General features: G+C 45.1%; 23 protein-coding genes. 18 read left to right on the plus strand and 5 right to left on the minus strand.

The genetic code is table 11. The annotated features are described in order from the left end of the window. The first annotated feature begins 29 nt into the window (after window positions 1-29). The 4 genes from BDI_RS10480 to BDI_RS10495 all read left to right on the plus strand — a co-directional run bounded on the left by BDI_RS10480 (window position 30) and on the right by BDI_RS10495 (window position 5,467). Window positions 30-1,076, plus strand: coding sequence for an endonuclease/exonuclease/phosphatase family protein (locus tag BDI_RS10480; RefSeq protein ID WP_005854406.1), 1,047 nt, complete (start codon window positions 30-32; stop codon window positions 1,074-1,076). 87 nt (window positions 1,077-1,163) lie between these two features. Next, window positions 1,164-1,808: a pyridoxamine 5'-phosphate oxidase gene (gene pdxH, locus BDI_RS10485; RefSeq protein ID WP_011966689.1), complete on the plus strand. Its 645-nt coding sequence runs from the start codon at window positions 1,164-1,166 to the stop codon at window positions 1,806-1,808. An 87-nt stretch (window positions 1,809-1,895) separates the two neighbouring features. Next, window positions 1,896-3,584 carry a M23 family metallopeptidase gene (locus BDI_RS10490; RefSeq protein ID WP_008773545.1) on the plus strand — a complete coding sequence of 563 codons (1,689 nt, stop codon included), beginning with the start codon at window positions 1,896-1,898 and terminating at the stop codon, window positions 3,582-3,584. Window positions 3,585-3,718: 134 nt separating this feature from the next. Continuing rightward, window positions 3,719-5,467 (plus strand): phospho-sugar mutase, encoded by a 1,749-nt coding sequence (locus tag BDI_RS10495; RefSeq protein ID WP_011966690.1) that lies wholly within the window; start codon window positions 3,719-3,721, stop codon window positions 5,465-5,467. Window positions 5,468-5,529: 62 nt separating this feature from the next. Here BDI_RS10495 and cdd read toward each other — a convergent pair whose 3' ends face one another. Further along, window positions 5,530-6,006: a cytidine deaminase gene (cdd, locus tag BDI_RS10500; protein ID WP_005864357.1), complete on the minus strand. Its 477-nt coding sequence runs from the start codon at window positions 6,004-6,006 to the stop codon at window positions 5,530-5,532. Between the two features lie 126 nt (window positions 6,007-6,132). Here cdd and BDI_RS10505 point away from each other — a divergent pair, with 126 nt between their 5' ends. The 8 genes from BDI_RS10505 to lpxA all read left to right on the plus strand — a co-directional run bounded on the left by BDI_RS10505 (window position 6,133) and on the right by lpxA (window position 14,381). Continuing rightward, window positions 6,133-6,864 carry a class I SAM-dependent methyltransferase gene (locus tag BDI_RS10505; RefSeq protein WP_009275737.1) on the plus strand — a complete coding sequence of 244 codons (732 nt, stop codon included), beginning with the start codon at window positions 6,133-6,135 and terminating at the stop codon, window positions 6,862-6,864. 73 nt (window positions 6,865-6,937) lie between these two features. After that, a complete protein-coding gene (locus tag BDI_RS10510; protein ID WP_009275736.1) occupies window positions 6,938-7,846 on the plus strand; it encodes a glucosaminidase domain-containing protein in 909 nt (302 codons plus the stop codon). A 46-nt stretch (window positions 7,847-7,892) separates the two neighbouring features. Continuing rightward, window positions 7,893-9,059: an AIR synthase related protein gene (locus BDI_RS10515; protein ID WP_011966691.1), complete on the plus strand. Its 1,167-nt coding sequence runs from the start codon at window positions 7,893-7,895 to the stop codon at window positions 9,057-9,059. Between the two features lie 9 nt (window positions 9,060-9,068). Next, window positions 9,069-10,178, plus strand: coding sequence for a peptide chain release factor 1 (prfA, locus tag BDI_RS10520; RefSeq protein WP_005854384.1), 1,110 nt, complete (start codon window positions 9,069-9,071; stop codon window positions 10,176-10,178). Window positions 10,179-10,210: 32 nt separating this feature from the next. Beyond that, window positions 10,211-11,053: an orotidine-5'-phosphate decarboxylase gene (gene pyrF, locus BDI_RS10525; protein ID WP_005854382.1), complete on the plus strand. Its 843-nt coding sequence runs from the start codon at window positions 10,211-10,213 to the stop codon at window positions 11,051-11,053. Window positions 11,054-11,142: 89 nt separating this feature from the next. Further along, window positions 11,143-12,186, plus strand: a complete 1,044-nt coding sequence (gene lpxD, locus BDI_RS10530; protein WP_009275735.1) for a UDP-3-O-(3-hydroxymyristoyl)glucosamine N-acyltransferase — start codon at window positions 11,143-11,145, stop codon at window positions 12,184-12,186. 6 nt (window positions 12,187-12,192) lie between these two features. Next, complete coding sequence (locus BDI_RS10535) at window positions 12,193-13,578, plus strand: bifunctional UDP-3-O-[3-hydroxymyristoyl] N-acetylglucosamine deacetylase/3-hydroxyacyl-ACP dehydratase (RefSeq protein WP_005864349.1); 1,386 nt, start codon at window positions 12,193-12,195, stop codon at window positions 13,576-13,578. A gap of 17 nt (window positions 13,579-13,595) precedes the next feature. Continuing rightward, window positions 13,596-14,381 (plus strand): acyl-ACP--UDP-N-acetylglucosamine O-acyltransferase, encoded by a 786-nt coding sequence (lpxA, locus tag BDI_RS10540; protein ID WP_009018102.1) that lies wholly within the window; start codon window positions 13,596-13,598, stop codon window positions 14,379-14,381. Window positions 14,382-14,482: 101 nt separating this feature from the next. Here lpxA and BDI_RS10545 read toward each other — a convergent pair whose 3' ends face one another. Continuing rightward, window positions 14,483-15,148, minus strand: coding sequence for a PD-(D/E)XK nuclease family transposase (locus BDI_RS10545; RefSeq protein ID WP_049762314.1), 666 nt, complete (start codon window positions 15,146-15,148; stop codon window positions 14,483-14,485). Between the two features lie 3 nt (window positions 15,149-15,151). Next, the gene (locus tag BDI_RS21195; protein ID WP_011966693.1) at window positions 15,152-15,415 is read right to left on the minus strand and encodes a hypothetical protein; all 264 of its coding nucleotides are present in this window, start codon (window positions 15,413-15,415) and stop codon (window positions 15,152-15,154) included. A gap of 335 nt (window positions 15,416-15,750) precedes the next feature. On the opposite strand from BDI_RS21195, the gene BDI_RS10555 reads away from it, so the two are divergent. Next, complete coding sequence (locus BDI_RS10555) at window positions 15,751-16,311, plus strand: IS1096 element passenger TnpR family protein (protein ID WP_005854369.1); 561 nt, start codon at window positions 15,751-15,753, stop codon at window positions 16,309-16,311. Beyond that, a complete protein-coding gene (gene miaA / locus BDI_RS10560; protein ID WP_011966695.1) occupies window positions 16,311-17,210 on the plus strand; it encodes a tRNA (adenosine(37)-N6)-dimethylallyltransferase MiaA in 900 nt (299 codons plus the stop codon). Before BDI_RS10555 ends, miaA begins: the two co-directional genes overlap by 1 nt. A gap of 127 nt (window positions 17,211-17,337) precedes the next feature. On the opposite strand, the gene BDI_RS10565 is transcribed toward miaA, so the two are convergent. Both BDI_RS10565 and BDI_RS10570 read right to left on the minus strand, forming a co-directional pair. After that, window positions 17,338-17,709 carry a DMT family protein gene (locus BDI_RS10565; protein WP_005854365.1) on the minus strand — a complete coding sequence of 124 codons (372 nt, stop codon included), beginning with the start codon at window positions 17,707-17,709 and terminating at the stop codon, window positions 17,338-17,340. Window position 17,710: 1 nt separating this feature from the next. Then, a complete protein-coding gene (locus BDI_RS10570; RefSeq protein ID WP_005854364.1) occupies window positions 17,711-18,457 on the minus strand; it encodes a tRNA 2-thiocytidine biosynthesis TtcA family protein in 747 nt (248 codons plus the stop codon). A 113-nt stretch (window positions 18,458-18,570) separates the two neighbouring features. Between BDI_RS10570 and BDI_RS10575 the strand changes: the two genes are divergently transcribed. The 4 genes from BDI_RS10575 to BDI_RS10590 all read left to right on the plus strand — a co-directional run bounded on the left by BDI_RS10575 (window position 18,571) and on the right by BDI_RS10590 (window position 22,479). Beyond that, window positions 18,571-20,019, plus strand: a complete 1,449-nt coding sequence (locus tag BDI_RS10575; protein ID WP_011966696.1) for a tetratricopeptide repeat protein — start codon at window positions 18,571-18,573, stop codon at window positions 20,017-20,019. An 8-nt stretch (window positions 20,020-20,027) separates the two neighbouring features. Further along, on the plus strand, window positions 20,028-20,516 hold the full coding sequence (locus BDI_RS10580) for an NfeD family protein (protein WP_005854362.1): 489 nt from the start codon (window positions 20,028-20,030) through the stop codon (window positions 20,514-20,516). A gap of 10 nt (window positions 20,517-20,526) precedes the next feature. After that, the gene (gene floA / locus BDI_RS10585) at window positions 20,527-21,519 is read left to right on the plus strand and encodes a flotillin-like protein FloA (protein ID WP_008780036.1); all 993 of its coding nucleotides are present in this window, start codon (window positions 20,527-20,529) and stop codon (window positions 21,517-21,519) included. A gap of 90 nt (window positions 21,520-21,609) precedes the next feature. After that, complete coding sequence (locus tag BDI_RS10590; protein ID WP_011966697.1) at window positions 21,610-22,479, plus strand: nucleoside phosphorylase; 870 nt, start codon at window positions 21,610-21,612, stop codon at window positions 22,477-22,479. Window position 22,480: the final 1 nt, after the last annotated feature.

Here is a 22,480-nt window from a genome sequence, read left to right on the forward strand (position 1 = left end):
CATATTAACAATTAATCAAAGCTTTAACTATGAAGATTTTTATGTTTTTTCTTTTATTCTTTGCCTCCCCTCCGTTATTTGCCCAAGCTACGTTCAAGGTCATGACCTATAATGTGGAGAACTTTTTCGACACAAGGGATAATCCAACCAAGAATGACGATGAATTTCTACCTTCCGGCAACCGGTACTGGACACAAAGCCGCTACTATCATAAGCTACAACAAATAGCGAAAGTAATAAGCGCTGCCGGGGAATGGAGCACACCGGCCTTAATAGCTCTTTGCGAAGTCGAGAACGACTCCGTCCTGTCTCATCTTACCCGTCGCACACCGCTCCGCTGGCAGGATTACCGATATATTATCACTCAAAGCCCCGATCCCAGAGGTATTAATGTCGCTCTTCTTTATCAACGAGATCAATTCTTTTATTTACGACATGAATCCATTCCAATTCGTTTTTCCGGGAACAAACACAAATTAACCCGAGATATCCTACACGTATATGGAAAGATCATAACAGGCGATACCTTAGATGTTTTCGTGTGTCATTTCCCCTCCCGCTACGGAGGAGAAAAAGAAAGTGAAAAGGATCGTTTTGACGCGGCCCGCACTTTACGGGGATCTAGCGATTCCCTGTTACTGATACGAGAAAAGCCGCAGATACTCATTATGGGAGACTTCAATGATACCCCTCAAGACAGAAGTATTTCCGAGATATTCGCTGCCCAAGCCTTTCCTGAAAATACGCAGATCACAGATTCCACATCTTGTACCTATTATAATTTGTTCGCAAGCCCCCATATAACTCAATTCCCGGGTAGTCATAAATACCAAGGCGAATGGAGCCAACTCGATCAAATAATCGTAAACCGGGATCTCATCACGCAAGAGTCTTCCATGCATATCATTCCGGAAAGCATCCACATATTCGCTCCTGATTTTTTATTGACTAAAGATAAAACATGGCGGGGGGTACGTCCTTTTCGAACCTATTACGGCTTTAAATATGAGGGCGGTTTTAGTGACCATTTACCATTAACAGTCGATTTTCTAATACGTTCTCAAATCAAACGCTGAAAAGAAAACCTTGAAACCTTTTTTTCGATCTCTTGTTATCCTATTAAAGAAGAAAAGCTATGTAGTCAACAAGCAAACAGAACACATATGGAAATAAATCTCGCCTCAATCCGGCAAGAATACACAAAAGGAGGATTAAGGGAAAGTGAACTTCCGGATAACCCATTCTTGCTTTTCAGTCAATGGTTACAAGAGGCTATAGACAGCAAAGTAGATGAACCCACGGCCATGCTAGTAGGGACCGTATCTCCAGAAGGCAAACCTTCCACCCGTACCGTCTTATTAAAGGACCTGCATGATGATAAGTTTATTTTCTACTCCAACTACGAAAGCCGAAAAGGCAGGCAACTGGCACAAAACCCGGCAATCTCTCTTTCGTTTGTATGGCATCAATTAGAAAGGCAGGTACATATCGAAGGTACGGCTGAAAAAGTCCCCCCGGATGAATCGGATCAATATTTCAAAAAACGCCCGTATAAAAGCCGGATCGGAGCTCGTATATCCCCACAAAGTCAACCCATCGGCAACCGTGTGCAACTTATACGAGCTTTCATTAGAGAGGCAGCTCGTTGGATTGGAAAAGAAGTGGAGCGTCCGGCTCACTGGGGCGGGTATGCCGTCATTCCCGAACGTATCGAGTTCTGGCAAGGTAGGCCCAACCGACTTCATGATCGCATAGTATATACCCTTCAACCGGACGGCCATTGGAAAAAAGAAAGGCTCGCCCCATGAAATCAGGTACAAGTCCGATACCAAAGGATAAGAGATAGATAATTCATCGAAAACGATTATCTTTGTCTGTCAAAATACGTAATACCTATGAATATTAGATCCATATATCTAGCCGGTCTATTCGCAATCATCGGCTCCCACATAATCAACACAAACGCCCAGCAACTTAGGAATCCTTTCGATTTCCCGATCTTACTGAGCGGAAACTTCGGTGAGTTAAGAAGTAATCATTTCCATTCCGGAATAGACTTCAAGACACAAGGGGTAGAAGGTAAACCCGTACATACGGTACAAGAAGGATACGTATCACGTATATCCGTAAGTCCATGGGGCTACGGTAACGGGCTTTACATCACACACCCGGATGGAACGACCACCGTATACGGCCATCTACAAAAATTCTCGAAGAAAATAGCGAATTATGTAAAAGAGCAACAATACGCACAAGAAAGTTTCAATGTAAATCTCTTCCTTACGCCGGATTTGCTTCCTGTCGAGAAAAATGAAGTCGTAGCGTTAAGCGGCAATACCGGAAGCTCTGGTGGACCTCATCTCCATTTTGAGATACGAGACACCGAGACCGAGGAAGTCATGGACCCCTTGGATTATTTCTCGGATCGGATAACCGATACCCGTCCTCCTAAAATCCAAGGAATACAGATCGTCCCCATCGAAGGAAAAGGCGTAGTAAACGGCAAAAGCAAGAAGCTTGAGATAAAACCCGTCACGGCGAAAAACGGGAAACAGACAATCACTGGAAAAATCGAGGCATGGGGAGAAATAGGGCTCGCTGTAAAAGCCTATGATTATATGGATAATACGACTAACATTTATGGCGTACGAGAAATCACGCTCACGGCAGACAGCCAAGTGATTTTCCATAGTAATCTTGATAAGTTCGCATTTGACGAGACCCGTTATCTGAACACATTCACAGATTACGAAGAATGGAAAGATCATCGCTCTTTCTATATGCGTAGTTTCATCGAGCCGGGAAACCGTCTACGCTTCCTTGAAAGCGTAAACCGGGGAATCTTGCGTATAGATGAACCTCGTACCTATCATTTGACGTATACACTTGCTGACGCTTTCGGCAATGCCACCCGTTTATCCATCTGGATCGAGGGAAAGAAACAAGAGATCCCCCAGATCGATACGACTCATACAGAATTATTCCATTGGGGTAGCGAGAATAGGTTCGGCGCTAAAGGCATCCGTCTCGTCATGCCTAAAGGTAATCTATATAATGACCTCTACTTCCGCTATTCGGTGAAAGAAGATAGTACCTCATTATCAGCCACCCACATATTGCACGATAAGCCAATCCCTTTGCATGGAACGGCCCAGTTATCACTATTCTTGCAAAGCGATACGCTTGAGAATAAACAACAATATGGTGTGGTTCGCTTACAAAACGGACGTGCCTCTTGGATGGGCGGTACATACCGTAATGGCTGGATCGACGCAAATATCAAGGAATTGGGCAGTTATAAGATACAACAAGATACAAAGGCTCCGGTTATCACGCCGATCAACCAACAGACGTGGGTCAGCAAACAGAACTTCATATTCCGTTTGTCCGATAACTTAAGCGGGGTACAAACCTACCGGGGAGAAATAGACGGGCAGTTTGTCTTATTCGAGATGAATAATAAATCGGTTATTACCTATCGCTTCGATAAAGAGAGGTTGCAAAGAGGCAAGCATGAACTTAAATTAATCGTAACGGATGCTTGCGGAAATGAGTCGATTTATACACATCCGTTTACTTGGTAGGACGATTTATCGTATTTTTTAGGCAAAATATAAGTCCTTTGATTGCTTTACTTTAAGAAATTCGTATATTTGTTTCTTGTATATTTATCGTATTGAGTAGATTGCTCAACAATAAACACAATAATATTATAAACATGGAAAACAACGACTTATTAGAAATGGTAAGAAGTAAGGCACAAGGATGGCTTACGAAAAGTTATGATGCGGAAACTCGTGCTCAAGTTCAAGCGTTACTTGACAACGAAGATCCTACTGAGTTAATCGAGTGTTTTTATAAAGACCTAGAATTCGGAACAGGTGGATTGCGCGGAATCATGGGGGTAGGTTCAAATCGTATGAATATATATACAGTTGGCGCAGCTACCCAAGGTTTATCCAACTATCTGAAAAAGGAATTTGCGGATTTAGAACAGATAAAGGTTGTCATCGGCCACGATTGCCGTAACAACAGCCGTAAGTTCGCGGAAATATCAGCCGATATCTTCTCCGCTAACGGCATCAAGGTTTATTTATTCGAAGACCTGCGTCCGACTCCGGAAATGTCATTCGCTATCCGTAAACTGGGATGCCAGAGCGGTATCATCTTGACGGCTTCTCACAATCCGAAAGAATACAACGGATACAAGGCTTATTGGGATGATGGCGCACAAATGATCGCCCCGCACGATAAGAATACGATCGCCGAGGTTAACAAGATCCGTAACGCTAGCGAGATTAAATTCAAAGGAAATAAAGAATTGATCGAGATCATCGGACAAGCGATCGATGATGAATATATCAAGGAATTAACAACGATTTCTTTGTCTCCGGAGGCTATTTCCCGCCATAAGGATATGAAGATCGTGTATACTCCAATTCACGGAACAGGTGTTAAATTGGTTCCTGCCGCTTTGAAAGCTTACGGATTCACGAACATTATCCATGTACCGGAACAAGATGTTGTTAGCGGTGATTTCCCGACGGTTATCTCTCCGAACCCGGAAGAGCCGGCTGCTTTAGCTATGGCTGTAGAGAAAGCAAAAGAGACTGACGCTGAATTGGTAATGGCTTCCGATCCGGACGCAGACCGTGTAGGTGCCGCCGTTAAGAATAACGAAGGCGAATGGGTACTTTTGAATGGTAACCAAACCGCTTTGATGTTCGTTTACTATTTAATCACTCGCTGGAAAGAGTTAGGTAAGATCAATGGTAAAGAATATATCGTAAAGACAATCGTTACGACAGAGACGATCAAGACGATCGCCGAGCGTAATGGCGTAGAAATGTACGATGTTTATACAGGCTTCAAATGGATCGCTAACGTTATGCGTGAGAACGAAAGCAAGAAAAACTATATCGGTGGTGGCGAGGAAAGCTACGGATTCCTTTGCGAGGACTTCGTTCGCGATAAAGACGCTGTTTCCGCTTGCGTTATCTTAGCCGAGATCGCAGCTTGGGCAAAAGATCAAGGTTTGAGTTTGTATCAATTGCTTCAGAAGATTTACGTGGAATACGGCTTCTCTAAGGAGAAAGGTATCTCTGTCGTGAAGAAAGGCAAGAGTGGAGCGGAGGAGATCGAGGCTATGATGAAAAAGTTCCGTGAGAACCCGTTGACAGAGATCGCAGGCTCTAAGGTAACTTATTTCTACGATTACTCTACATTGAAAGGTAAGGACTATGCAGAGAACGAAACCGTTACATTAGATATGCCTACTACCTCTAATGTGCTTCAATACTTCACGGAAGATAATACAAAAGTATCTATCCGTCCTTCCGGAACAGAACCGAAGATCAAATTCTATTGCGAGGTTCACTCCAAGGTAAAGAGTATCGATGAATTGCCGGAGGCAGAGAAAGCGGCAGAAGAAAAGATCAATCAGATCAAGGCTTCTTTAGGGATCTAATCGAACTTAATTATTACATATAGAGGCAAGGGCGAGAATCGTTCTTGCCTCTTTTTATTCTATCAGATCAAATCAGACTTACTGAAACAAAACGGCAACAAGGCCGTTGCGCTCGGAACGAGATACGCTTCCTCTTTTCCACAAAGAAGGACTTTCATAGGTTTGTTATAACGTTGCTCGGTTTCCAACATCACTTGCCGGCAGGCACCACAAGGCGTGATAAGATCCACACGTTCCCCATCCTTCATAGCCGCGATCGCCAAAATCTGAACTGCCGCATCCGGATAACGTGCTCCCGCATAAAATAAGGTGGTCCGCTCCGCACAAAGCCCAGACGGATAGGCTGCGTTTTCCTGATTATTTCCGGAAAGTATCTCCCCATTCTCCAATAGAACCGCCGCTCCCACATGAAACTTGGAATAAGGAGCATAAGCTTTTTTCGAGGCTTCAAAAGCGGCCTCGTACAATTGCCTATATATATTGTCCAATTCTCCTACCGCATAGACCTCTACCCGGGTCTCTAATTTCAATTCTTTCATTTTCTTGATTGTTTTAATGTTTTGAAAGAAACATAACTATAATTCTTATAGGCTATAAATATAAAAAGAATATATTAATTTCGCACCCACATCATAGAATATACCTTATATATAGAATAAAGACATATGCATTCAATGCTTCTTACATCCGATAAAGACCCGATGGGCGCCGCTATCATCGATTATCTCGCACATGGAAAAGCGAGTAAACTCCGTGTATTCTCCTCCATGTTCGATGAAGATGAGATTCCCGTGAATCAATTATTCCGGACTTTCCAAGAAATGCCCTCCTTGGAACAGAAAGCCCTTCAACTCAGTACAGGCAAAATATTGGATGTTGGTGCCGGAAGTGGATGCCACACCTTGGCTTTACAGGAAATGGGTAAAGAGGTTACCGCTATCGACATATCCCCTCTTTCCGTAGAGGCCATGAACAAACGGGGCGTAAAAGACGCCCGCTTACAGAATTTTTTTGACAGGAGCTTAACCGGACCATTCGATACCATTCTTCTCTTAATGAACGGTTCCGGGATTATCGGTAAACTGGAAAATCTCCCGGCTTTCTTTCACCGCTTAAAAGAGGTTCTAGCCCGGGACGGACAGCTTTTACTTGACTCTAGCGACTTAAGTTATTTATTTGAAGATGAAGACGGGAATCTGGATATCGCCCCCGAGGATGATTATTTCGGAGAGATCGATTTCCGCATGCAATATAAAAGTATCAAAGGGGATTCATTTGATTGGTTATATATAGATTTCAACACGCTGAATCTATACGCAAGGCAAGCCGGCTTTAAAGCGGAAAAAATAGAAAATGGGGAGCATTACGATTATCTAGCCCGTATCTCCTATTTTTAACCCATCAATTCCCGGTAGATATGTATTTTCTTTTATATATTTGTCCGGTAAAATCGGATCGAAAAGAACAGTTATGCGTTTATCCCTTCATTTTTTAGGTATATTATTATTGTCCCTCGTCTGTTTAAGCGCAGGGGCGGAAAGCCAGCGGAAGCTGACTTCCTATCAAAAATACATCAGTAAATACAGTGATTTGGCGATTCAACACCAAAAGAAATATCGCATTCCGGCAAGTATCACCTTAGCGCAAGGATTACTGGAATCCGGAGCTGGGCAAAGCGACTTGGCCAGACGCTCCAACAATCACTTCGGTATCAAATGCCATTCGGACTGGCGAGGCGGCAGGGTCTATCACGACGACGACCTGCGGGGAGAGTGCTTCCGGAAATACAAACGAGTAGAGGATTCTTATGATGACCATTCCCGCTTCCTCGCCGAACGCTCCCGCTACGAACGCCTGTTCAAATTAAACATCAAGGATTACAAAGGCTGGGCCAAAGGACTACAAAAATGCGGTTACGCCACCGATCGTGCTTACGCGAATAAATTAATCAAGGTTATCGAAGATTATGAGTTATACCGCTTTGACTCCGGTAAGAGAAAAAAGAAGACCTCTACCAAGAAGCAAAATCTTCCGGTGTTCAATTATCAAGTCTATCGTACCCACGGTTTGATCTATGTATACGCTAAGGATAACGACAGTTTCGACCAGATCGCCCGAAGCATGGGATTCAAGGCCAAGCAGTTGATGAAATTCAACGAGGTGCCTGAGGACTTCCCGTTGCAGGCAGGCGATATCGTATATCTGGAAAAGAAAAAGAAGAAAGCGGACAAGCCGAATTACGACCATGTGGTACAAGTCGGAGAGTCTATGCACAGTATTGCGCAGATGTACGGAATCCAGATCAAGAGTCTGTATAAAATGAATAAAAAAGACAAAGATTACATCCCGGAGGAAGGAGATGTCTTAAAACTTAGATAAGTAACATAAAAAAGTATTACCTTTGCGGTTCAAATAATATAGTACAATGAGTGATCAACGTTATAACCTGCGAGGCGTTTCCGCTTCAAAAGAAGATGTTCACAATGCGATAAAGAACATCGATAAGGGAATTTTTCCGAAAGCGTTCTGTAAGATCATCCCCGATATCTTAGGCGGTGATCCTGAATATTGTAATATTATGCACGCGGATGGCGCCGGTACCAAATCGTCCTTGGCGTATATGTACTGGAAAGAGACCGGAGATCTTTCGGTGTGGAAAGGTATCGCCCAAGACGCTCTTATCATGAATATCGACGACCTGCTCTGCGTAGGTGCCGTAGACAATATCTTGGTCTCTTCTACAATTGGACGTAACAAGCTGTTGGTTCCGGGCGAGGTGATCTCGGCGATCATCAATGGAACAGATGAGTTGCTGGCAGAGTTACGTGAGATGGGCGTTGGTTGCTACGCGACAGGTGGCGAGACCGCAGACGTTGGCGACTTAGTTCGTACCATCATCGTAGATAGTACGGTCACTTGCCGCATGAAACGTTCGGACGTAATCGATAATAAGAATATCCAAGGAGGAGACGTGATCGTAGGTCTGGCATCTTCCGGACAAGCCACTTACGAGAAAGAATACAATGGAGGTATGGGTAGCAACGGCTTGACCTCTGCCCGCCATGATGTTTTCTCTAAGTATTTAGCGAAAAAATATCCGGAAAGCTACGATGCCGCCGTTCCCAAAGAATTGGTTTACTCCGGAGGATTGAAACTTACGGATAAGATCGAGGAATTAGGGATCGATGCCGGAAAGATGGTGCTTTCGCCTACACGTACCTATGCGCCGGTAATTAAGGTATTGCTTGATAAACTACGCTCTCAAATCCATGGTATGGTACATTGTTCGGGAGGGGCCCAGACAAAAGTCATGCATTTCGTAGAGAACAAGCGTGTAACTAAGGACAATCTCTTCCCTATCCCACCGTTATTCCGCACGATTCAGGAGCAGAGCGGTACGGACTGGAGCGAGATGTACAAGGTATTCAATATGGGACACCGGATGGAGATATACATCGCTCCCGAGCATGCGGAAGAAGTAATCGGCATCTCAAAAAGCTTTGGTATTGATGCGCAAATCGTGGGCTTCGTAGAGGAAGCTGATAAAAATGAATTGATTATCGAAAGCGAGAAAGGTCGCTTCACCTATTAATAAAGATAAATGGCCGAAAATAGTTTACTTGGTAAATTAGACGGATTAGTGAGCCGTTTCGAGGAAGTCGGTACCCTTATTACCGACCCGGCGGTGATCGCCGACATGAAACGGTTCGTAAAACTGAACAAAGAGTACCGTGATTTGGAGAAAATTGTGGGAGCTCGTTCGGAATACGTGAAAGTATTGAACGGGATCGAGGAAGCGAAAGCCTTGCTTGAGTCCGAGCAAGATCCGGAAATGCGGGAAATGGCCCGTGAGGAGCTGGATACCTGCAACGAACGTATTCCCGCTTTGGAAGAAGAGATAAAATTATTGCTCGTTCCCGCTGATCCGCAAGACGACAAGAACGCGATCGTTGAGATACGAGGAGGAACGGGAGGTGACGAAGCCGCCCTTTTCGCCGGTGATCTATATCGTATGTACGTGAAGTATTGCGAACTGAAGGGATGGAAAATAAGCGTGTCTAGCTTTAGCGAAGGCTCGTCCGGCGGTTTTAAGGAAATCATCTTCACGGTATCGGGCGAGAAAGTATACGGAACGTTGAAGTATGAGTCCGGTGTACACCGTGTACAGCGTGTACCGGCTACGGAGACGCAAGGACGTGTACATACCTCCGCCGCTACAGTTGCCGTATTGCCTGAGGCGGATGAATTTGATGTTGAGATTAATGAAGGGGAGATTAAATGGGATACCTTCCGCTCCGGTGGGGCCGGTGGTCAGAACGTAAACAAGGTGGAATCAGGTGTCCGTCTGCGTTATGTCTGGAAGAACCCCATTACAGGTGTGAGTGAGGAAATCTTGATCGAATGTACGGAGACACGAGACCAACCGAAGAACAAAGAAAGGGCGCTTACCCGTCTTCGTTCGTTTATTTATGACAAGGAACACCAGAAATACTTGGACGATATCGCCAGCAAGCGTAAGACCATGGTATCTACCGGTGACCGCTCCGCGAAGATCCGTACGTACAATTACCCGCAAGGGCGTATCACGGATCACCGTATCAATTACACGATCTATAATCTTTCAGCCTTTATGGACGGTGAAATTCAAGATTGCTTGGATCACCTGATCGTAGCGGAGAACGCTGAGCGACTGAAAGAGTCTGAATTGTAAACACATCCAATCATTTCATACTGAATAAGAAAATGAACAAACAACAGCTATTCGAGAATATTAAAAAGAAACAATCCTTCCTTTGTGTCGGATTAGATACAGATATAAAAAAGATCCCGCAACATCTATTGTCGGAAGAAGATCCTATTTTCGCATTCAATAAAGCGATCATCGACGCTACCGCCGATTATTGTGTCGCTTACAAGCCGAATCTGGCTTTTTACGAGAGCCTCGGCACAAAGGGTATGATGGCTTTTGAGAAGACTGTGGCTTACTTACGGGAGAATTATCCCGATCAATTTATCATCGCCGACGCGAAACGTGGTGATATCGGAAATACCTCCGAGATGTATGCCCGTTCTTTCTTCGATCATATCAAGGTAGATGCCGTAACGGTCGCTCCCTATATGGGCGAGGATAGCGTAAAACCATTCTTGATCTACCCGGAGGCTTGGGTAATCTTATTGGCCTTGACCTCCAATAAAGGCTCACATGATTTTCAAATGACGGAAGACGCAAATGGTGAACGTCTTTTCGAGAAAGTACTAAAGAAATCGCAAGAATGGGCTAACGATGAGCAAATGATGTATGTAGTGGGCGCTACCCAAGGCAAGATGTTCCTTGATATCCGTAAACAGGCCCCGAATCATTTCTTGTTAGTTCCGGGCGTAGGCGCTCAAGGTGGAAGCTTGGCGGAAGTAGCTCAATACGGGATGAACGACCAATGCGGTCTTTTGGTAAATTCTTCCCGTGCGATTATTTACGCAGATAAGACGGAGGCTTTCGCCAACGTAGCCCGTGAGGCGGCACATGCCGTACAGAAAGAAATGGCCGGTTATCTACATGATAAGGGAATTATTCCCTGCAAAGCATAGGCTATATAAAGAATTTTCACCATTTTTGCAAACTAACTGTCTATAAACAGCGGACAGTCAACGAAGATACATATATAATTGAATAAGTAATGGAGTTTTCAGCCCAACAAATTGCCGGCTTCCTGAACGGAACGATTGAAGGAGATCCGAACGTTAAAGTCAGCAACTTCTCTAAAATAGAAGAAGGAAAGCCAGGTACATTGACCTTTTTGGCGAATCTTAAATATGCGCATCATATTTATAATACCGAGGCAAGCATTGTTTTGGTGAATAATGATTTCAAACCGGAACAACCGATAAGAGCCACACTTGTAAAAGTAGAGAACGCTTATGCGGCGCTCGCGATGTTATTAAATTTGGTAGAGCAATCGAAGAGCAAAAAGAAGGGGGTTGATTCTACCGCTTTTATCGCCGCTTCCGCGACCGTGAGCGACGATTGTTATGTCGGTAACTTCGCCTACATCGGAGAAGGCGTAAAAATGGGTAAGAACTGTATGGTATACCCGCACGCTTATATCGGTGATCACGTGACGGTAGGAGATAACTGCGTATTCTATCCGCATGCCACCGTTTACGAGAATTGTATAATCGGCAATAATTGTATCCTTCATGCCGGTAGCGTAGTCGGGGCTGACGGTTTCGGATTCGCTCCCGAAGGTGAGACTTACAAGAAAATCCCGCAATTAGGCAACGTTATTATCGAGGATGATGTAGAGATCGGAGCCAATACGACAATTGACCGTGCGGTGATGGATTCTACGATCATTCACCGAGGCGTTAAGCTGGACAATCTCGTACAAATCGCTCATAACGTGGAGGTAGGCGAGAATACCGTGATGGCGGCGCAAGTCGGCATCGCCGGTTCCGTAAAAGTAGGAAAGCATTGTATGTTTGGCGGACAAGTTGGTTTGGCCGGACATATCCATGTGGCGGACCACGTCGTATTCGGAGCTCAGGCTGGCGTTATCAGCGACGTGAAGGAAGCGACGACATTGCTCGGGGCGCCGGCGATCAACGCTAAGAACTTCATGCGTTCCAGCGCGATCTTCAACCGTCTTCCGGATATATACCGCTCGCTGGGGCAAATGCAACGGGAGATCGAACAACTCAAGAAAGAAATTAATAAACAATAAAGACCTATGCAAAAACAGAAAACGCTTGCGGCAAGTTTCTCCTTGAAAGGAAAAGGGTTGCATACCGGATTAGATATAGAGATTACGTTTAATCCCGCACCCGAGAACCATGGATACAAGATCAAACGTGTCGATATGGAAGGCCAACCGACGATTGACGCCTTGGCTGAGAACGTGGTTAATACACAGCGAGGTACGGTGCTTAGCAAGAATGGCGTTCAAGTAAGTACGATCGAGCATGCGATGGCTGCTTTATACGCTTACGAGATTGATAACTGCTTGATCGAGGTAAACGCACCCGAATTTCCGATCCTAGACGGGAGTTCTCGCTTCTTCTCTGAGGAAATCCAAAAGACAGGGGTCGTTGAGCAAAATGCTCCGAAGGATTATTATATCGTAAAGCACAAGATCGAGGTAAAAGATGAAGAAACCGGTTCTTCGTTGATCATCCTTCCGGATGATAAGTTTAGCGTGAACGTATTGATCTCATTCGATTCGCCCGTGCTTTCCAACCAATTCGCCACGTTGAACGATCTCAGCGAATTCCCGACAGAATTGGCGGCTTCACGTACGTTCGTATTCGTACGCGAAGTGGAGATGTTGCTCAACCACAACTTGATCAAGGGTGGCGATTTAGACAACGCGATCGTTATCTACGACCAGAAGATACCGCAAGAATCTTTGGACAAATTGGCAGATATGCTGAACATCCCTCACAAGAACGTGCAGGAATTAGGCTATATCAATAACAAGCCGCTTGTATTCGATAACGAACCGGCACGTCATAAATTGATCGACGTGATCGGAGATATCGCCTTGATCGGTAAGCCGATCCGCGGACGTGTGATCGCTACCCGTCCGGGACATAAGATCAATAACCAGTTAGCTCGTATGATCCGCAAGGATATCAAGATGAACGAGGTGCAAGCCCCGGTATACGATCCGAACCGTGAGCCGGTGATGGATATCAACCGTATCCGTGAATTATTGCCGCACCGCTATCCATTCTTATTGGTTGACAAGATCATCGAGGTTGGCGGGAACTATATCGTAGGTGTGAAGAACATCACGACCAACGAACCGTTCTTCCAAGGGCATTTCCCTCAGGAGCCGGTCATGCCGGGAGTTCTACAGGTTGAGGCTATGGCACAAACAGGTGGTTTGCTAGTCTTGAATTCCGTAGATGAGCCAGAGCGCTATTCTACCTACTTCATGAAAATAGATGGCGTGAAATTCCGCCAAAAAGTCGTTCCGGGCGATACGTTGATCTTACGTCTGGAATTATTGGCACCGATCCGTCGCGGGATCTCTACCATGAAAGGGTATGTATTCGTTGGTGATAAATTGGTTAGTGAAGCCGAGTTCATGGCTCAGATTGTAAAAAACAAATAATAAGATAAAGTACGATAATGAATATATCTCCTCTAGCAGTCGTTCATCCAGAGGCCCAGATCGGCCAGAATGTAACTATCGATCCGTTTGCCGTGATTGAGAAAGATGTCGTAATCGGTGATAATTGCCATATATATTCTCACGCCGTTATCTTGGATGGCGCACGGATTGGTAAAAATTGCAATATTTTCCCGGGAGCGGTCGTTGCCGGTATCCCTCAAGACATGAAATTCGCGGGGGAAACCACGACGGCGGAAATCGGAGATAACACGACGCTTCGCGAATGCGTGACGATCAACCGGGGTACCGCTTCCAAAGGTAAGACCGTGGTAGGTCGCAATTGCTTAATCATGGCTTATTCGCACGTGGCCCATGATTGCGTCTTAAAAGACCATATTATCATCGGTAACGCTTCGCAAATCGCCGGGGAGGTAGAGATTGATGATTTCGCTATCGTAAGCGGAGGTTCCTTGGTGCATCAGTTCACGCGTATATCCAAGCACGTGATGGTACAAGGCGGTTCTCGTATCGGAAAAGATATCCCTCCTTATACCTTGATCGGCCGTGATCCGATCGTTTATTGCGGTATCAATATCGTAGGTTTACGTCGCCGGGGATTCACGAATCAGCAGGTATTCTTGATTCAAGACATCTATCGCACGCTGTATACCCGAGGCTTGAATAATACGGAGGCGCTGAAAGCGATCGAGACCGAGTACGAGCCTAGCGAGGAACGGGATTTGATCCTCAATTTCATCAAGTCTTCCAGCCGGGGTATCGTAAGAGGTTCGATCGACGAATAAGCGACACAAACATCCGGACAACCAAAAACAAATCGGCGCAAATCCACATCTTACAATGAGGGGTTTGCGCCGATTCGCTATTTATGTCACCAAAAGGTTATTTATAGGGTAATTCCCGTGATCTGCCGGATCATTTCAAGATCGATCCCCATGGCTTTCATCTTCTTGGCGTTTTCGAGGTTCGCTTCTGTCTCGCCTTTTGCCAGTCCTTTCGCCTTACCTTTCTCCTTATTTTCCGCTCTACTTTCCGCTAGTCCTTCCAGGTATCCTTCAAGCTTCGCCGAATCCAATACGTCATTTTGTATCATGACCGCATTCAGGTGTTCGTCGTAAGCGTATCTATCCTCGGGGGGCATGGAGTAGTATCTCAATTTTTCTCGAGCCTCGCCTAATCCCGGAGTCATGGTGTCAGGACGAATTGTTCCTCTTTTAAGGTAGTCCATCCATTCTTCTAGGGGAGTGACGGCTATCTTATCGAACTTATTGGTCCGTATGAGTATATATTCGGGGAAAATCTCGGGGGATAGCTTGGAGACAATTACGCTCCTCTCTTTCGTGTTGACTACCAATTGATCCTTGGTATGTACGCCGATGAAATGATTCTGCCCGTGATAAAGGTAGTCCTCTCCCCGTCCGATGTCGAAGTAGAATATGTTGATTGAGTATATTTTCTTAACCTTGTGGTAGTCCTCGCCCAGTGATATGTACTCGGTTATGGTTTTCGCTACGCCATAGAGTACCTGTTCGAGATAATATAGCTTGCGAATATTTTATATTTTCACGATGATGATCTCGCCCTTGTCGTTAAGTGCCTTGGCGTACACCCTGTTGAACTTGTCATCCTCAGACAGTTGATTACCCTCGCTCTCCAGTAGCTCCACGATGGTAATCTTCTCTCCAAGAAAAACCGTGAGAAAACCCTCCAGCACACCGAAGTTGGCTTTTTGCCGGAGCAGTCTCTTGATCGCCCAATCGAAACGTATGTATCGGTCTTTTAATTCTTTCATGCGTTGATCCTCCTCTTTTTTATCCATAGTTGATAGGTTTTAAGTTACGGCCCAATAGCGGGCGGTGTCGTAAAGATATGTCTTTTCGGGCGAAATGCAAAAGATTGATATCTGATACTGTGATTTTTATTATTTACCCATATTACAATTACCTATTCAAGGTGACAACTGCCACTAATATCTCAGCCGCAGGTTCCGTCTCTTTGACGAAGGTTGAAGACGAAGCTACGACGGTCGCCTCAGGTTCAGAAGAAATCCCATACAGGGATCAGACGCGCACCCTCTTTCATTATTTATAGCGACGTATATTGGGTATATCCATATTTTTACTACTTTTGAGGCAATAATAAAACTAAACGACTATGCTATTTAGATTTCTAATCCTATCAGATGAAGCAGATGACTTCAAGCGCGAGATCAAGATTGATTCCGAGTCTACTTTCTTGGATTTGCAAAACGCCATTCTCGACTCTGTAGGTTATACAAAGGATCAAATGACCTCTTTCTTCATATGTGACGATGACTGGAGTAAAAAGACAGAGATCACATTAGTGGAGATGGATACCTCTTCCGAGGAAGACAGCTATGTCATGGCCGATACTCAACTGGAAGAATTGTTGGAAGACGAGCACCAAAAACTACTTTTCGTTTTCGATTATATGACCGAACGTGCCTTCTTCATGGAACTTCGTGAGATCGTTCCGGGAAAAGACTTGGATGCTCCTATTTGCAGCAAATCGGTAGGTACGCCTCCCGCCCAAATAGTTTCTTTCGATGAGTTCGAGGCTAAGAACGGCAGTACGGACGTAGGAGAAGATTTTTACGGGGATTCCGAATACGATATGGACGAATTAGACAAAAGCGGCTTCGACGGTTTAGGCGAAGGCCCGATGGATAATCCTTACGACGACGAGCGCTTTTGATGAATTCCCTCGTTATATTACTTGGGCCGACAGGAGTCGGAAAGACCGAGTTAAGCCTCCAAGTGGCGGAACGTTTCGGCTCTCCGATTATCTCTTCCGACTCCCGTCAGCTCTATAAAGACCTTCCGATCGGCACGGCTGCCCCTACACCGGAACAAATGGCACGTGTCAAGCATTATATGGTAGGCACTCTCTCGCTTACCGATTATTACAGCGCCAGCAACTTCGAGGAAGATGTGGTCTCCCTCCTATCCGAATTACATAAAACGATCCCGACCGTCGTAATGACCGGAGGCTCTATGATGTACATCGACGCCGTATGTAAAGGTATTGACGATATCCCGACGGTTACACCGGAGATCCGGGATGCCCTATACATGCAATTTGAAACCGAGGGACTAGCCCCTATCCTCGCTGAATTAAAAGAAGCAGACCCCGTTCATTACGAGGAAGTGGACCGGAATAATTACAAACGAGTGATCCATGCCGTAGAGATTTGCCGGATGACAGGCAAGCCTTACTCCTCCTTCCGCACGAACATTAAGAAAGAGCGTCCATTCCGGATCATCAAAGTAGGGCTTAATAGAGATCGTGACGAATTATGCGACCGCATCAACCAACGTGTAGATCAAATGATGAGCGAAGGATTATTGGAAGAGGCTCGCCGGGCTTATCCCTTCCGTCATTTGAATTCCTTGAACACGGTAGGTTATAAAGAATTATTCAATTACTTCAGCGGAGAATGGACATTAGACCTCGCCGTGGAGAAAATCAAACGAAACTCCCGGGTCTACGCCCGGAAGCAAATGACTTGGTTTAAACGGGACCCAGAAATAACATGGTTCCATCCGGATGAGACCGAAGCTATATTTACACATCTGAGCCAACAGATCATATAGCGTTTTAACAATGCCCATTATAAGGTGCTTACAATGGGCATTATAAACATGCTTGAATAGGCATTGTAAGCATCTTACAATAGGCATCAAGGTTTTCCGCTGATTATAAAAGTCAAACGCAACGACTTTATTTCTTGAAAACCAGATAAACCGCCGCGACCAAGAATACGAAAGCAAGCGCATGGTTCCATTTAAACGACTCCCCCTTAAAAGCGATGGTACTGAAGGCCACGAATACCACCAACGTAATCACCTCTTGGATCACTTTCAATTGAATCAAGTTGAACGGCCCCCCGTTATCCCGGAAACCGATGCGATTCGCCGGTACTTGGAAACAATACTCAAAAAAAGCGAGAAACCAACTAAACAGGATTACGCCAAACAAAGGAAGATGCTCGAACCAGCTAAACTGTTGCTTCATCTTCAAATGACCATACCAAGCGCATGTCATAAAAATATTAGACACGATCAACAATAAAATCGTATAAACACTTTGCATATTATCTTATTTTTCGAGGTAAATAATCTTCTTGTATATTCGTCATGCTCCCCCAAAGACTGTAACGAGCCTCCGGATTGATCGCTTCCAGACTTCTCAGCAGCTCTTTCATATCCGAACGACTGGAACCCGACTCATAAGGACAGTTCTTCAATTGTTTCCGGTACCCTTTCCATGCGGCGACCTGAATCAACTCCCTCTCTTCCACCAGACACATCGGACGGATGATCTCCATATCAAACTTATCCATTCTCAACCGGGGAGGCATTGTCCCGAAAGCCCCTTGGTGGGTCAGGTTCATCAACAGCGTCTCAAGGATATCATCTTGATGATGGCCTAAAGCGATCTTATTGCATTTATGCGCCTTAGCGATCTCAAACAAAGCTTTCCGGCGAGTCCAAGAGCATAAAAAGCAGGGGGATTTGCGAGTGTCCGTAGAAGGATCGAAACTTGTCTCATGGACAATGAAAGGCAAATCATGCTCCTCCGCGCAACTTCTAAGATATTCCCGATCCGAACAATAAGGGATATTCGTCATCACGATATGCGCTACCACGACCTCAAACCGAGGACAATAGATTTTCGACCTGCGCCCCAGTAAATCCACCAAGGCCAAGGAATCTTTTCCTCCGGACAACCCGACCAAGATCCGGTCGCCATCATTGATCAAGCCATAGTCGAAAATCGCTCTCTTTATCTTATCCTCTATCTTGCGAAACAAACGTTCGTCCTCTGTCAATTTTGCCATATACTTCCTTTACGGGCGCAAAATTATATATTTATCTTTTCGATTTGTATGCCTCTACAAAAATATTCTTATCTTTGAAACTGCATAACTATATATAATCTAGAATAGACAAAATGAAACGGTTATCCAAAAAGCTGCTTTATACGCTAGGAGTTACACTCATATGCGGAGGAATGCAACTACATGCGCAAAGTCTTGATCAGGCAAAAAAATTATATAACGATGGGAAATACGCAGAAGCCAAACCTGTGTTCGAGAAACTAGTGAAACAAGCGCCAAGCAATGCCTCTTATAATCAATGGTATGGTGTTTGCTGTTTCGAGACCGGAGATTTAGCAGGAGCGGAGAAACATCTTAAGGTCGCCGTAAAGCGTAGGGTACAAGACGCTTATCGATACCTTGGAGAAGTATACTACCAGACCTATCGTTTTAACGAAGCCGAGGAGATGTTCGACGAATACATCACCCTCCTAACAAAAAAGAAACAAGATGTGGAGCCTTACCAGATCCGTATGGACTTGGCGAACAAAGCAAGCCGTATGCTTGATAAGGTAGAGAATGTCCAGATTATCGATAGCTTGGTCGTTGATAAAGATAATTTCTTATCAGCCTATACCTTAAGCGAGGAAAGCGGTACGTTGACCACTTACCAAGATTTCTTCCAGACTAACGATCCGGGCAACTCATCGGTATACATGAACCAGAAGGAGGATAAGATTTATTACGCCCACTCGACAGACGGTAACCACAATTGTCTTTTTACCCAATCCAAGCTCATAGATCAATGGGGAGACGAGAAACAGTTACCGATGAATATCAATAGTGACGCCGACGATGGGTATCCATTCGTGCTATCCGATGGCGTAACGATTTATTACGCATCCAAAGGGAACAGCTCTCTGGGCGGATATGATTTATTCGTCACTCGTTACAACATCAATTCCGATACTTATCTTACACCGGAGCAATTGGGCATGCCCTATAACTCCCCGTTTAACGATTACATGATGGTGATCGACGAAGCCAAGCAATTGGGATGGTTCGTTTCCGACCGCTATCAACCGGAAGGAAAAGTTTGTGTATACCTATTCATTCCGAATGACAACCGCGAGCGAGTAGATAGCGAGGATATCGAACTAAAACGTGCCCGGGCCTCTATTGCCTCGATCAAGGATTCATGGAAACCCGGATCGAATTACGAAGAGCTTATTCATTTAGCTCATACCGAGATTCCTTATGGACGTATAGAGATAAAGAAAGATTTCACGTTCCCGATCCATAATGATATCGTTTATTACACCTTGGACGATATCCAAAGTCCGGAAGCGAAGAACTACTATGAGAAAGTAGTTTCCATCCATAAACAGATCAAGGAGTTAAATGAGAAACTAGAGAGCTTACGAGCCAGCTACATCAAAGGGAACAAGGCGAAGCGAGAACAACTGAAGCCTACGATTCTTGATACGGAAGAAAAGTTAAACAACCTGCTCGGCCAACCGGACGAATGGGAGAAAAAGGCACGTAACGCAGAGATCGTATACCTAAGAAACAACCATAAATAAGAAGAACTATGCTACTGGACATAGCCATCATCGTCTTCCTCATGGTAGCGGCCATCCTACTGATACTGGCGGAGATATTCCTTCTTCCGGGAATAACACTCGCGGGTATAGGCGGGGCTATTTTCGCTATCGGCGGAGTCGTTTTCGCTTATACGGTAGGTATGTGGGTAGGGCATCTGACTTTATCCTTATCAATCATTGCATTCGGAGTAATCTTCGCTTGGTTATTGCGTTCCCGGTCTTTTAACAAGATCGCTTTAAAGACAGATATTGATTCCAAGCTGACATCCAGCAGGGATCTCGGAATAGAACCCGGAGACGAGGGGATCACGCTCTCACGCTTAGCCCCTATCGGCAAGGCCCGGATTAAAGGTATTAACGTGGAAGCGAAATCTCAAGACGAATTAATCGATGAGAACACGCCGATCGTAGTGATCAGGGTAGACAGTTACAACGTAATTGTCCGTCCTAAAGAAGAAACAAATATTCACGCTTAATTTTATATATATGGAAATAACCTTTTTGCCACTTATCCTATTGGGGGCCGCAGTACTTCTGCTGGCAATCTTTTTCTATTATGTGCCGTTCCTGTTATGGATCTCGGCCAAAGTATCGGGAGTCAATATCTCCTTGATCCAGTTATTCTTGATGCGTATCCGAAAGGTTCCTCCCTACATCATCACTCGTGCGATGATCGAAGCGCATAAGGCAGGAATAAAGACGCTTACACGCGACGAGCTGGAAGCGCACTATTTAGCGGGTGGACATGTCGAGAAAGTAGTGCATGCGCTGGTTTCCGCTTCAAAAGCGAATATCGACCTTCCTTTCCAGATGGCTACCGCTATCGACTTGGCCGGACGTGACGTATTCGAGGCTGTACAAATGTCGGTAAATCCGAAAGTGATCGATACCCCTCCGGTAACAGCGGTTGCGAAAGACGGAATCCAGTTAATCGCCAAGGCACGTGTCACCGTTCGTGCGAATATCAAGCAATTAGTGGGTGGTGCAGGAGAAGAGACGATCTTAGCCCGTGTAGGTGAAGGTATCGTATCTTCCATTGGTTCATCCGAAAGCCATAAGACTGTATTGGAAAATCCGGATTCCATCTCGAAATTAGTGCTTCGCAAAGGGCTTGACGCCGGAACAGCTTTCGAAATCCTTTCCATCGATATCGCCGATATCGATATAGGTAAGAACATCGGCGCTTTCTTGCAAATGGACCAAGCTCAAGCGGATAAGAATATCGCTCAGGCGAAAGCCGAGGAACGTCGTGCGATGGCTGTCGCCCTCGAGCAAGAGATGAAGGCGAAAGCTCAAGAAGCCCGTGCCAAGGTGATCGAGGCAGAAGCGGAAGTTCCCAAGGCAATGGCAGACGCTTTCCGCACAGGAAACCTAGGCGTAATGGACTATTACAAGATGAAGAACATCGAGGCGGACACTTCTATGCGTGAAGCGATAGCTAAACCGACCGGTGCTCCATCAAAACCATTAAAGGACTAAAATAGTTATATAAATAGAACTATCTCCAAGGGCAGGGTTCATACCTTGCCCTTTCATGATTATAATATAAACTTAATTATCTGATTGAATATGAGAACAATCCCCGCTTCAGAATTAGTGATCCATTCAGATGGCAGTGTTTTCCATCTGCATTTAAAACCGGAGCAACTTGCGGATCGTGTGGTACTTGTTGGTGATCCCGCACGGGTTACAACCGTCGCTTCCTATTTTGATTCTCAGGAATGTGAGGTTTCCAGCCGGGAGTTTCATACCATCACGGGCCAGTACAAGGGAAAACGTATCACGGTTGTATCCCATGGCATCGGCACAGATAATATCGATATCGTATTAAATGAGCTAGACGCTCTCGCTAATATAGACTTCTCAACCCGTACGATCAAGCCGGAATTCAAGCAACTTTCCCTGGTTCGTATCGGGACTTCCGGAGGGTTACAGCCATTTGTCCCGATCGGGACTTATGTGGCAGCGGAGAAATCGATCGGATTCGACGGGGTCATTTATTTCTACGCAAATAGTAATACCGTTCGTGACGCAGACTTGGAGTCTGAATTAATAAAGCAGCTTGATTGGCGGCTTAGCGGCATATGGCCTTATGTCGTATCGGCAGATCCATCGTTGATCGAGCAAATCACCCGTAATGATATTATCCGGGGAACGACTATTGCGGCCAATGGCTTCTACGGGCCGCAAGGACGTGAGCTCCGATTGCCCTTGACCGATCCGGAATTGAACCGGAAAATAGAGGCTTTCGATTACAACGGGCGAAAGATTACGAACTTCGAGATGGAGAGCTCCTCTTTAGCAGGTCTGGCCGCCCTTATGGGACACCGGGCAATGACCGTATGCTGTATTATCGCCGGACGTGTGGATAATCATATGAATACGGATTATAAAGGTTCTTTGGAGAAACTGATTGAAACTGTATTAGACCGTATATAAT

This window comes from Parabacteroides distasonis ATCC 8503, assembly GCF_000012845.1.
GTDB lineage: Bacteria > Bacteroidota > Bacteroidia > Bacteroidales > Tannerellaceae > Parabacteroides > Parabacteroides distasonis.